12 protein-coding genes are annotated in these 11,844 nt (G+C 69.2%); 8 read left to right on the plus strand and 4 right to left on the minus strand.

Features of this window, described 5'->3' with window-relative positions; genetic code table 11:
* The first annotated feature begins 67 nt into the window (after window positions 1-67).
* Both mrcB and OSC30_RS04555 read left to right on the plus strand, forming a co-directional pair.
* A complete protein-coding gene (mrcB, locus tag OSC30_RS04550; protein ID WP_267170645.1) occupies window positions 68-2,389 on the plus strand; it encodes a penicillin-binding protein 1B in 2,322 nt (773 codons plus the stop codon).
* A gap of 9 nt (window positions 2,390-2,398) precedes the next feature.
* Window positions 2,399-2,920 (plus strand): tetratricopeptide repeat protein, encoded by a 522-nt coding sequence (locus tag OSC30_RS04555; RefSeq protein WP_267170804.1) that lies wholly within the window; start codon window positions 2,399-2,401, stop codon window positions 2,918-2,920.
* 115 nt (window positions 2,921-3,035) lie between these two features.
* Here OSC30_RS04555 and OSC30_RS04560 read toward each other — a convergent pair whose 3' ends face one another.
* Window positions 3,036-3,425 carry an MAPEG family protein gene (locus tag OSC30_RS04560; protein WP_267170646.1) on the minus strand — a complete coding sequence of 130 codons (390 nt, stop codon included), beginning with the start codon at window positions 3,423-3,425 and terminating at the stop codon, window positions 3,036-3,038.
* A 91-nt stretch (window positions 3,426-3,516) separates the two neighbouring features.
* Between OSC30_RS04560 and yoaA the strand changes: the two genes are divergently transcribed.
* Window positions 3,517-5,454, plus strand: a complete 1,938-nt coding sequence (yoaA, locus tag OSC30_RS04565) for a DNA repair helicase YoaA (RefSeq protein WP_267170647.1) — start codon at window positions 3,517-3,519, stop codon at window positions 5,452-5,454.
* A 23-nt stretch (window positions 5,455-5,477) separates the two neighbouring features.
* On the opposite strand, the gene OSC30_RS04570 is transcribed toward yoaA, so the two are convergent.
* Complete coding sequence (locus OSC30_RS04570; RefSeq protein ID WP_267170648.1) at window positions 5,478-6,692, minus strand: acyl-CoA dehydrogenase family protein; 1,215 nt, start codon at window positions 6,690-6,692, stop codon at window positions 5,478-5,480.
* A 287-nt stretch (window positions 6,693-6,979) separates the two neighbouring features.
* Here OSC30_RS04570 and OSC30_RS04575 point away from each other — a divergent pair, with 287 nt between their 5' ends.
* Window positions 6,980-7,414 carry a RidA family protein gene (locus OSC30_RS04575; RefSeq protein ID WP_267170649.1) on the plus strand — a complete coding sequence of 145 codons (435 nt, stop codon included), beginning with the start codon at window positions 6,980-6,982 and terminating at the stop codon, window positions 7,412-7,414.
* Window positions 7,415-7,629: 215 nt separating this feature from the next.
* Here OSC30_RS04575 and OSC30_RS04580 read toward each other — a convergent pair whose 3' ends face one another.
* Window positions 7,630-7,893, minus strand: coding sequence for a DUF1275 family protein (locus OSC30_RS04580; RefSeq protein WP_267170650.1), 264 nt, complete (start codon window positions 7,891-7,893; stop codon window positions 7,630-7,632).
* A gap of 293 nt (window positions 7,894-8,186) precedes the next feature.
* On the opposite strand from OSC30_RS04580, the gene OSC30_RS04585 reads away from it, so the two are divergent.
* Window positions 8,187-8,555, plus strand: coding sequence for a VOC family protein (locus OSC30_RS04585; protein WP_267170651.1), 369 nt, complete (start codon window positions 8,187-8,189; stop codon window positions 8,553-8,555).
* On the opposite strand, the gene OSC30_RS04590 is transcribed toward OSC30_RS04585, so the two are convergent.
* Window positions 8,552-9,421, minus strand: a complete 870-nt coding sequence (locus OSC30_RS04590; protein ID WP_267170652.1) for a helix-turn-helix domain-containing protein — start codon at window positions 9,419-9,421, stop codon at window positions 8,552-8,554. The genes OSC30_RS04585 and OSC30_RS04590 overlap by 4 nt on opposite strands.
* Before the next feature lie 126 nt (window positions 9,422-9,547).
* Between OSC30_RS04590 and OSC30_RS04595 the strand changes: the two genes are divergently transcribed.
* From OSC30_RS04595 to OSC30_RS04605, 3 genes are all read left to right on the plus strand, one after another.
* A complete protein-coding gene (locus OSC30_RS04595; RefSeq protein ID WP_267170653.1) occupies window positions 9,548-9,700 on the plus strand; it encodes a hypothetical protein in 153 nt (50 codons plus the stop codon).
* Window positions 9,701-9,750: 50 nt separating this feature from the next.
* Window positions 9,751-10,386 carry an HAD hydrolase-like protein gene (locus OSC30_RS04600; protein WP_267170654.1) on the plus strand — a complete coding sequence of 212 codons (636 nt, stop codon included), beginning with the start codon at window positions 9,751-9,753 and terminating at the stop codon, window positions 10,384-10,386.
* A 305-nt stretch (window positions 10,387-10,691) separates the two neighbouring features.
* Window positions 10,692-11,819 (plus strand): DmsE family decaheme c-type cytochrome, encoded by a 1,128-nt coding sequence (locus OSC30_RS04605; protein WP_267170655.1) that lies wholly within the window; start codon window positions 10,692-10,694, stop codon window positions 11,817-11,819.
* Window positions 11,820-11,844 lie beyond the last annotated feature (25 nt).

Below are 11,844 nucleotides of genomic sequence, written 5' to 3' on the forward strand. Positions count from 1 at the left end.
CGCGTTCAGATGCGCGCGGGGTCACACGCCCTATCATCGGGCCTACTTTGGATCCGGGTCTCCCACTTTGGCATTGATCTCTCGCATCGGCGCGTTCGCGCGTCGCAGCTGGCGTTGGCTGCGCATCCCGTTCTGGGTCGCGCTGGGCCTGGGGCTGGGCTTTCTGCTGCCGTACACGCTGATCCTCAACAAGCGCGTGCAGGACCGCTTCAACGACCTGGTGTTCGCCGTGCCCACGCGCATCTACGCGCGACCGCTGGAACTGGCGCAGGGCGTGCCGATGTCGCCCTCGGCACTGGAGCTGGAGCTGACCTTCTCCGGCTACACCCACGATGCCAGCGGCAAGGTGCCGGGTACCTGGACGCGCAACGGCAGCCGCTACGTGATCTCCTCGCGCGGCTATGCCGGCCCGGACGGCGGCGAGCTGCCCAAGCGCATCCGGGTCACGCTGGGCCATGGCCAGGTCGAGGCGCTGAGCGACGCCGGCGACGGCACCCGGCTCAAGCTCGCCCATCTCGATCCCGCACGCATCGCCACCGTCTACGGCGCGCAGCAGGAAGAGCGTCGCATCGTGCGCCTGGCCGACGTGCCGCCGTTGCTGGTCACCGGGCTGCAGGCGGTCGAGGACCGCGACTTCAAGCACCACATCGGACTGGATTTCTCCGCCATTGCGCGCGCCGCCTTCGCCAACCTGCGCGCCGGGCACACCGTGCAGGGCGGCTCCACGCTTACCCAGCAGCTGGTGCGGAACCTGTTCCTGGACCGCAGCCAGAATCTGGTGCGCAAGTTCAACGAGGCACTGCTGTCGCTGCTGATCGAGGCGCATTACTCGAAGGACCGCATCCTGGAGGCCTACATCAACGAGGTCTTCCTCGGCCAGAAAGGCAACCAGGCGGTGCACGGCTTCGCCGCGGGCGCGGAGTTCTACTTCGGCCGCCGGCTGGAGGACCTGCGGCCGCAGGAGATCGCGCTGCTGGTCGGCATGGTCAAAGGCCCCAGCTACTACGACCCGCGCCGCTACCCCAAGCGCGCGCTGGAACGGCGCAACCTGGTACTGAAAGAGTTCTACGACACCGGTCTGCTCGACGCCGGCCAGGCCAATGCGGCGCAGGCGGCGACGCTGGACATCGCGCGCAGCGCGCAGTTGCCGCACAACCGCTTCCCGGCCTTCATGGACCTGGTGCGCGCGCAGATCACCAACGACTTCGACGACGAGACGCTGCGCTCGGGCAAGCTGTCGATCTTCACCACGCTCGATCCCGCCGCGCAGCTCTACGCCGAGCAGGCGGTCACCGCCGCGATCAAGGGCATGGGCAAGCGCGGTGCGAAAGTGCAGGCGGCAGGCGTGGTTACCGACGCCGATACCGGCAGCGTGCTGGCCGTGGTCGGCAGCAAGGTCCCCGGCGACACCGGCTTCAACCGCGCGCTGGATGCGCGCCGGTCGATCGGCTCGCTGGTCAAGCCGTTCGTCTACCTGGTGGCATTGACCGATCCGGCGCGCTGGAACCTGGGTTCGCCGCTGGACGACTCGCCGATCATGCTGCGCCAGCCCAACGGCAAGACCTGGATGCCGCAGAACGACGACAACCAGTCGCACGGCGTCGTGCCGATGGTCGACGCGCTGGCGCATTCGTGGAACCTGGCCACCATTCACCTGGGCCTCGCCGTGGGCGTGGATCGCGTCAAGGCGTTCCTGCAGTCGTTCGGCTTCAGCGACATCAACGCCAACCCCTCGATGCTGATCGGCGCCGTGGACCTGTCGCCATTCCAGGTCGCCCAGCTCTACCAGTACCTGGCCGCCGACGGCCATGCGTTGCCGCTGCTGGCGGTGCGCGGGGTGGTCGACGGCAGCGGCCACACGGTCAAGCGCTACGAAGTCGAGGCCGGCAAGGGCGAATACCAGCAGGCCGTGCGGCTGATCACCTGGGCCATGCAGCAGGTGGCCGACTACGGCACCGCGCACAGCCTGGGCGATTCCTCGCTGGCCTGGCTCAACGCCGCCGGCAAGACCGGCACCAGCAACGACCTGCGCGACAGCTGGTTCGCCGGCTTCACCGCCGACCGCCTGGCGGTGTTCTGGATGGGCCGCGACGACAACAAGCCGGCCGGCCTGTTCGGCGCCACCGGCGGCCTGCGCGCCTGGCAGGACCTGTTCCGCCACTTGCCCACGCGCCCGCTCTCGCCGCAGCCCGGCGAAGGCCTGGAAATGGCCTGGATCAACCCGGTCGACGGCAAGCCCACGCAGCCCGAATGCGAGGGGGCGCGGCAGTTCCCGGTGGTCGCCGGTTCGCTCCCTCCCGACACCGAAGGCTGCTTCTGGCAGCACATCGGTGACATGTTCGGCAATGGCGGTGATGCGCCCGCCCCAGCCACTTCCACGTTCCCCTGAGACCTGATGATGTCCGTCGCCGTACGCGTTCGCCTCGCCACTCCCGCACTCGCCGCGCTGCTGCTTGCCGGCTGCTTCAGCGTGCCGCCACAGGAGCAGCGTCTGCCGGCGCCCGACCACGACATGGTCGCGGCCATCCGCGCCGCCGGCGCGCGCGAGCAATCGGTGATCGACGTGGCACCGCTGCAGGATCCCAGCGTCGCCGCGTTGCGCGAGGCCGCCCAGGCCGACGAACGCGCCGGCCGCTATGCCGACGCCGCCGCCAGGCTCGACCAGGCGCTCAAGCTCAGCGCCGGCTCGCCCGACCTGCTGCAGGAGCGCGCCGAAGTCGCCGTGCGCCTGCACGACTACGCCACCGCCGAACGCCTCGCGCGCCAGTCCTGGTCACTCGGCCCGCAACTGGGCCCGTTGTGCGCCCGCAACTGGCAGACCATCGTCGAAATGCGCCTGCTGGCCGGCGACCAGCCCGGCGCCGCCACCGCCCGCAAGGGCGTGCAGGATTGCCACAAGCCAGGCGTACCGCGCTACTGAGTAGCGTCATGGCGTCGCCTTCCGTAGGGTGGGCTTCAGCCCACCATCGCCGGCACCGCGGATGGAAGCGGTGGGCTGAAGCCCACCCTGCGAAATGGCGATCGGCCGATCGGGTTCAGAGCGCCGCCACCAGCAGCAACACGAGTCCCGTGATGCTCACTGCCCACACCAGCGTGCGCAGGTACGGGACGCCCGCCGCATACACCGGCACGTAGACCAGCCGCCCCCAGAAATACAGCTGCGCACCCAACGCGCTCGTCGCGTCCTGTCGCCCCAGCGCCACCACCGTGAGCACCAGCGCCGCGAAGAACGCGAACGTTTCCAGAAAATTGGCGCGCGCCCGATCCAGTCGTCCGGCGACCCCGATCAACGGAGCGGCTGGTTCATCGCGGGAACTGGCGGCCCAGGCCGAGCCGCGCTGACCCATGCCGGCCACGGCGGCGGCAAGAATCTGCGCCAGGCCCAGGATCACGCTCCACACCAGCATCTGCAGTTCGGTTCCCATCGGCGGCTCCCGGGTTGAGGTGCGGCCATCGTGCGCCGGCATCGTGGCGCTCGCCAGTGCGCCCGCGCGGCGGCTCGGCGATACTTGGTGGATGACCGATCCCGACGACATCGGCGCGCTGCTCGGCGCCGACGGCCCGTTCGCCCGCGAGCTGCCCAACTTCGCCCCACGCCTGGCCCAGCAGGCGATGGCCCGCTCGGTCGCGGACGCCATCGCCAACCGCGACACGCTGGTCGCCGAGGCCGGCACCGGCACCGGCAAGACCTACGCCTACCTGGTGCCGGCGCTGCTCTCCGGCGAGCGGGTGATCGTCTCCACCGGCACCAAGGCGCTGCAGGACCAGCTCTACTTCCGCGACCTGCCAAAGGTGCGCGCGGTGCTGGGCACGCGCGGCAAGACCGCGCTGCTCAAGGGCCGCGCCAACTATCTATGTCTCTATCGACTGGACCAGACCGTGCGCGATGGCGGCAGCTTCGAACGCGCCGAGGCCTCGCAACTGGCCGCGATCCGCGCCTGGTCGGCGCGCACCCGCGCCGGCGACCGCATGGAACTGGCCGAGGTGCCGGAGGAGTCGCCGCTGTGGCCGCGCGTCACGTCGACACCGGAAAACTGCCTGGGTGTCGAGTGCCCGTTCTTCGACGACTGCCACGTGGTCAAGGCCCGCCGCGACGCGCTGGAGGCCGACCTGGTGGTGGTCAACCACCATCTGCTGTTCGCCGACCTCGCGCTCAAGCAGGAGGGCTTCGGCGAGATCCTGCCCGGCGCCGGCGCCTTCATCCTGGACGAGGCGCACCAGGTGCCGGAGCTGGCCGGCCAATTCTTCTCGCAGAGCGTCAGCGCGCGCCAGCTCGCCGATCTCGCCGCCGATGCGCTGCGCGAATGCAACGGCGTCACCGGCGCCATCGGCCTGCTGCTGGAGCCGGCCGAAGCATTGCAGGGCGCGCTGCGGCGGCTGCGCCTGGGCATGGACGCGTTGCCCACGCGCGGGGCGTTCCAGCAACTGGACAGCCTCGCCACCGTGCACGAGGGCCTGCGCGACCTCGGCGAACTGCTCGGCGACTTTACCGACCTGCTGGCCTCGCAGGCCGAGCGCTCGCGTGGCCTGGCCAACCTGCACGAGCGAGCCGCCGCCATGACCGAGCGGCTGGACCGCATCGTCGACGGCGGTGGCGAACAGGACGTGCGCTGGTACGAATTGTTCCCGCGCGGCTTTTCCCTGCATGCCACGCCGCTGGACCTCGCCGCGCCGCTGCGCGCCATGCGCGAGCGCACCGGCGCGGCATGGATCCATACCTCCGCCACGCTCTCGGTCGCCGGCAGCTTCGATCACTTCGCCCGCCAGCTTGGCCTGGACGACCCGCAGACCCTGCACCTGGACAGTCCGTTCGACTACGCCAGCCAGGCGCTGTGCTACCTCCCCGCCGGCCTGCCCGATCCCAACGCGCGCGACCACACCGAACGCGTGATCGACGCGGCGCTGCCCGTGCTCGAAGCCTCCCACGGCCGCGCGTTCCTGCTGTTCACCTCGCACCGCGCACTGCGCCGTGCCGCCGAGCTGCTCGCCGACCGCGTGCCCTGGCCACTGTTCGTGCAGGGCAGCGCCCCGCGCCACCAGTTGCTGGAGGATTTCCGCGCCAGCGGCCACGGCGTGTTGCTCGGCGCCGCCAGTTTCTGGGAAGGCGTCGACGTGGCCGGCGAAGCGCTCAGCGTCGTGGTGATCGACAAGCTCCCCTTCGCCGCGCCCGACGACCCGGTGCTGCAGGCGCGCCTGGACGCGCTCGAACACGCCGGCATCAATCCTTTCATGGGCTGGCAGGTCCCCGCCGCCGCCATCGCATTGAAACAGGGCGCCGGCCGCCTGATTCGCGACGTCCATGACCGCGGCGTGCTGATGCTGTGCGACCCGCGGCTGACCACCAAAGGCTACGGCCGCCTGTTCCTCGCCAGCCTGCCGCCGATGCCGCGCACGCGCGAGCTGGCGGACGTGAATGCCTTTTTCAACGCTGCTGCGATGTCCGCGACCGGCTGAGCCGTCGCCGGCAGGCGCACGCCCTAGACGAAGGCGCTGAAGCCGGTAATCGACCGGCCAACGATCAGCGCGTTCATCTCGCGGGTTCCTTCGTAGGAATAGAGCGCTTCGGCGTCCGCGAAGAAGCGGCCCACATGCTGGTCGAGCAGGATGCCGTTGGCGCCCAGCAGCTCCCTGGCCCAGCCTACCGTTTCGCGCATCCGGACCGTGCACACCCCCTTGGCCAGGGAAGCGTGCTCGTCGCGCATCAGGCCCTGATCCTGCAACTGGGAAAGGCGCAGGCAGAGTGACTGGGACGAGGTGATGTTGCAGAGCATGCGGAAGAGCAGGTCCTGCACCAGCTGGAAACTGGCGATGGGCCGGCCGAACTGCATTCGCGTCTGCGCGTATCTCAGGGCATGTTCGTAGGCTCCCCTGGCGCAGCCCACCGACTCCCACGCCACGCCGCCGCGGCTCATGACCAGCACGCGTGCGGTGTCCTTGAAGGAGTGGGCGCCCTGGAGGCGGTCGGCTTCGTCGACGCGGCAGTCGGTGAGCGTGATCAGGCCGTTCTGGACCACCCGCAGCGCCATCTTGTGGCGAATCTTTTCCACATGGAAGCCGGAGGTGTTGTTCTCGACGATGAAACCCTTGACCTGGCCGTCGTCGACATCACGGGCCCAGACGATGGTCAGGTCGCCCCACGTGGCGTTGCCGATCCACTTCTTCTGGCCATTGAGGACCCAGGTGTTGCCTTCGCGCTTTGCCGTGGTGGTCAGTCCGCCCGCGACACCGGATCCGACGTCGGGCTCGGTCAGGGCGAACGAGCCGATCTTCTCCATCGCGGCCATCCGGGGAAGCCACTTCTGCTTCTGCTCCTCGGAGCCGCACAGATAGATCGAGCCCATCGCCAGCCCCGTGTGGACACCGAAAAAAGTCGAGATCGACGCGTCCACACGCGCCATTTCCAGGGTGACGAATCCGAGCAGGGCGGCGCTTCCTCCCGGGCAGCCGTATCCGTGGAAAAGCAGCCCCGCGATGTTCAGTGCTTTCAGCTTGGGCAACAGCTGGAAAGGAAACTCGTCCCGTTCCCAGTACGCATCGATGATCGGTTGCACCTCCTGTTCCATGAATGCCCGCACTTTCAGGCGGATCCGGTTCTCCTCTTCGGACAGCACCCGGGAAAAAAGGTAGAAGTCGCCGTCGGCTTCCGGCAACCGGGCGGAGGGTTTTCTCGCGAAGGTATCGGCAGGAGTCATGGTGGCGCCTCGAGTTCTCGGATGAGTGCATGTCCTGCATGGATGGGTCGGGTTCGTGCAGGGCCCGCGGATCGCATGGAACCGCAGCCTCGATGCTGGAACCGCGCGATCGCCGGCAGTAGCCATCGGCCTGTAAACAACGCGTTTCCCGGGGCGCACGCGCCAGGCGTCGCGCGCGAGGGTGCGCTTCCCTCAACAGCGTGTTGCCGTCGGAGGATCTACTCCCGCGCGGCTTCCTTGTTTAGAACCTGCCCACGCCAAAGGTGGCGCGCGGCAGGAGAAGGCACATGGGGATCGACAAAGATGCAAAGGGCATGGGCATGCCCTGGGAAGAAGCGTATGGCTACGCCCAGGCGGTGAGGGTGGGCGACACGATCTACGTCTCGGGGCAGCTCAGCCACGACGCCGACGGCAACATCGTCGGGGCGCCACCGCTGGATGCCCAGGGCCGCATCCTGGATCACTCGAACATGGAGATCCAGATGAGGCAGACCTACGAGAACGCCAGCAAACTGCTCGCCCGCTTCGGCGCCTCCCTCGACAACGTCGTCGAGGAAGTCCTGTACGTGACCGATATGGACGCGGCGTTCGCCGTGGCTGGGACGGTGAGAAAGCAGGCGTACGGCTCGGGCCGTCCGGAGGTCGCAAGCACGGTCCTGGTGACGCCGCGACTGGCGCTTGCCGCGCAGCTCATCGAGATCAAGTTCATCGCCAGGGTCTAGGTCTTGCAGAGCCTGGCGTTGTCAGTAGGGCGGGCGATGGTGGTAGCGGCGCAACTGAACGGAGGCATCCTTCGGATCATGCCGAGGGCGCCGGCAACAACGCGCAGTGCCTCATTTGCTCGCGGGAGAATCATCCTCATCGTGCGCAAGCCACAGCGTTGCCGCCAACACGCAGGCTACGGCCAGCAGCAGCGGCGGCACCAGCCCCCACGTCATCAGCAAGATCGCCCCAGCATTGCGCCCAGAAGGATCGCCACGACAGCGCCGAGGCGGCGCGCGATGTTCGGATTGGCACCTCCGCCCAGGGCGGAATCGGAGGCCAGGCCGGTGATGGTCAGGGTCAGCACCGTCGTGGTGAGGTCGGGCATCTTGAGCTGGCGCGCGGTGGCATTGCGCGATCCCATGGCCGCCGCCGACAGCGCGATCACGAGGTAGCCGGCGGACGACACCGCCTCCGCGCCCAGCGGCACCGGCGCCATGCCGACGGCAAAGCCGGCCGACAGCCGTGGGAATAGCTTTGGTCATCGAACGTCACCAGAGAGGCACCAGCGAAGGTGCGAGGCCGGGAAAATTAGAACCTCGGTCGGACGGCATCTAGAACGCGAACGGGCAATTCACTGTTTCCGAATCGGGAACGGCGACAGCGCGGACGTGCGCGCATTTATTCAGGCGACCAGCCAGGGTGGCCGACGTGCCGCTGGCGGCGCATTATTCCCCGGGGGTTTGATCATCGAAGGCCGCGTATGCGGTCATGGCGGACAGGAGAGCGGGCATGGCCAAGGTCATCGGGGTGGGCGGCATCTTCTTCAGGTCGCCGGATCCGGGCGCGCTGGCGGCCTGGTACGCGCGACACCTTGGGCTGGAGCCGGAAGAGTGGGGCGGGGTGCGCTTCCAGGAGGACGCCGCGCGCCCTGGCTACACCCTGTGGACGCCTTTTCCCGGCGACACGACGTATTTCGGCGCGGGCCAGCAGTCCTACATGATCAACTTCCGCGTCGACGACCTCGCCGGCCTGCTGGACCGCCTGCGCGCCGAAGGCGTGGCGGTCGACGAGCGCACGGAACAGAGCGAGTACGGTGCGTTCGGCTGGATCACCGATCCCGACGGCAACCGCGTCGAACTCTGGCAGCCGCCGGCCTAGGAGGCGGCTGCCGCCGCGCCGGCGTGCGGGTCGCGCGCCGCCATGGCGGTTGCCGGCGCGACCGTCTTGTCCTCCGGCACCAGCATGGTCGGCGCGATGCCGAACATGCGCCGGCAGGTCCGGCTCAGGTGCGCCGAATCGGCGAAGCCGGCCTGCTGGGCCGCATCGGTCCAGGAGCCGCCGGCCATGCCGCGGACCACCGCGTAGCCCACGCGCGCCCACAGCAAGTAAGCGCGGAAGGAAATGCCGGTCTGCGCGACGAACAGGTGCCGGAAACGGCTCGGCGACAGGTGCGCGAGGGCGGCCGCCTGGGCCAGGGTCAGCGTCGCATCGGGACGCACGCGGATGCGTTCCAGCACGGCCGTGATGCGCGGGTCGACCACGTCGTGGTCGATGGAGGTCGCGGCCATGTGCCCGACCACGCGTTGGGCAGCCTCGACCAGCGCGGCATCCGTGCCGCGGGCGTCGAACACGGCGTGCAGCGCGGCGGCGAGCGGCGCCACGGTGCCATCGTCCAGCACGCTCACGTCGGCCTGGCCGTGGCGCGCCAGCAGGGCGCGGCCGGCCGTCGTCTCGGGCTCGACGAACACCATCGCCACCGCGTGGCCGCAGCCGTCGAACATGTGCGGCCGATCCGGCATGACGATGGCCGCCGAGGTTTCGCGCCAGGCGTCTTCCGCGGCGCCGCGAATGCGGATCCGCCGCGCCGGGGCGAGGGTGATCTGGATGGCGTGATGGCTGTGCGGCTGCGCGGGGCCGGCGTCGCGCCCGATCCAGACGCTGCCGCCTTTCCACATCGCCACCCGGCCGACGCCGATAACGCCGCGGCGCGGTTCGTTGCCGGTGGCGGGCGTGGCTGGGGACATGTCGGGTCTCCGCGGCGGGCAGGGCATGCGAAGGTTAGCCGTTTGGTTCAAGCGCGTGCCAGGGGTGGTCCGGACAATGGCTCCACGGATCGAGGTCCGTATCCCTATCCATCGAGGAAAAATCCCGTGAACAACTCCGACAACACCTTCGCTTGCCAGTGCCCCGACTGCGTGGGCGCCATCTGCACCTGTGGTTGCCAGGGCGCGCGCGCCGACCAGCCGGGCTGCGGTTGCGGTTGCAGCGCCATGCTGCCGTGCCGCTGCGGCGACGCCGCCTGAACCCTCCTGCGGCGGCGTGCGCCACGCACGCCGCCGATAAGGCGCATCCCATGGCTTACGAGCTGATCATTTTCGATCTGGACGGCACGCTGGCCGATTCGTTCGGCTTCTTCGTGAGCGTCCACAACCGGCTGGCCGACCGCCACCGCTTCCGGCGCATCGAAAGCGGCGAGATCGAGGATCTGCGCGGACGCTCGGCGCGCGAGGTGATGCGCCACGTCGGGCTGCCGCGATGGAAACTTCCCTTGGTCGCGCGCAGCTTCGTGCGGCTCATGCGCGAGGCGGACGTGCGCCTGTTCGAAGGCGTCGACGACGCGCTGGTGCAGTTGCATGGGAGCGGTACGACGCTCGCGCTGGTTTCCTCCAATGCCGCCGGCAACTGCCGCCGCATCCTCGGCGACGCCCATTGGCAGCGCTTGGCCCATGCCGAATGCGGCGCGTCGATCTTCGGCAAGCAACGGCGCATCGCCCGCGTGCTGAACGCCACCGGCACGCCGCCACGGCGGGCGCTCTACGTGGGCGACCAGCCCACCGACGCCGAGGCGGCCCGCGCCGCGGGCGTGGCCTTCGGCGCCGTAGCCTGGGGTTATGCCACGCCGCAGTCGCTGCAGGACCTGCAACCGGACCACCTGTTCCGCCACGTCGCCGAACTGGTCACTCTGTCCCGCACCGCGGACACCTTGTAGGAGCCCACTTGTGGGCGATGCTCGTGCTCTGGTCGACCATCCAGAGCCCGAGAGCATCGCCCACAAGCGCGGGCTCCTGCAAAGGCGGGACGCGCGTGCCTTCGATGCCGGCGTCAGCCCACACACACGGTGCGATTCCGCAGGCGACACCAGATACCTGAAGCCAGCTGGCCCCAAGCCGTGCATGCCGTCTTCACGCCGCAGGGTCTATTGCCCTCGGCGGGTGCAGGCGGGCGCGTCGACCGCCGGCCTGGGGGCAGGGGTCCCACGTTGCAGGTTCACGCTAGCCATCGGGGATGTCAGCCATGCGTGCCATACCGCTTTCGTTCGCGGCCGTGCTGTCCGTCGCAGTGGGGCTTGGCGGTGTGCTGTGGTCCGCGGCGCGCGCGCAGTCCACGCAGGGTGACACGCCGGCGCCGGCGACGAGCCAGTCGTCGGGCCGGCTGAGCCAGTCCGACATCGCGCGCATGCTCCCGGCCACCGACATGGGGGCGGGCGATTTTCGCAAGGACAACCCGCACCTGCACCAGGCCGACGAAGGCCCCGCTACCCCGTTCGATGCCGCGCCGATCCCGCACAACCCGTTGGCGCCACAGGCCGATCCGGTGGGCGCGAGAACCTGCATCGCCTGCCATTCGCTGGAGAACGTGCGCGCCTCGCACTCGCTGCACGTACAGTCGTTCCGGGCCGGCGCTGCCAACAGCGGTCCGCAGGCGGCCTGCGAAAGCTGCCACGGGCCGGGCTCGGAACATGCGAAAAACCCGGCCCTGGCCGGCTCGATCATCGCCTTCACCCACGGCGCCGCGGCCGACGTGCACACCCAGACCGCGGTGTGCCTGGGCTGCCATGCCGGCGGCGCGCGCCAGCACTGGCTCGGCTCGGTGCACGAGGCACGCGGGCTGTCGTGCAGCGACTGCCACAACCCGATGGCGCGGTTGTCGCCCGAGGGCGTGCTGGCCAAACCCTCGATCAACGAGGTCTGCGCCACCTGCCACAAGGACATCATGGTCAAGTTCCACCGGCGCTCGCACATGCCGCTGCCGGAAGGGCAGATGGCCTGCACCGACTGCCACAACCCGCACGGCACGCTCACCCGCCCGCTGCTGAAAACCGACACGGTCAACGAGACCTGCTACACCTGCCACGCCGAGAAGCGCGGGCCATTCCTGTTCGAGCACGCGCCCGTGCGCGAGAGCTGCCTCAACTGCCACGACCCGCACGGCTCCAACCAGCAGACCCTGCTGGTGGCACCGCTGCCGATGCTCTGCCAGCAGTGCCACACCATGACCCGCCACCCGAACGACCTGCAGGTGCCGACCAACCTCGGCCGCGGGCCGAACCCGGACGAGCGCCTGATGGGCCGCGCCTGCCTGACCTGCCACACCAACATCCACGGCTCGAACAACCCATCGGGCTCGCGCTTCCACAAATAGAACCAACCGGGGGGAGGAGCCAACC

This window comes from Frateuria hangzhouensis (assembly GCF_026410505.1).
Lineage (GTDB): Bacteria > Pseudomonadota > Gammaproteobacteria > Xanthomonadales > Rhodanobacteraceae > Frateuria_A > Frateuria_A hangzhouensis.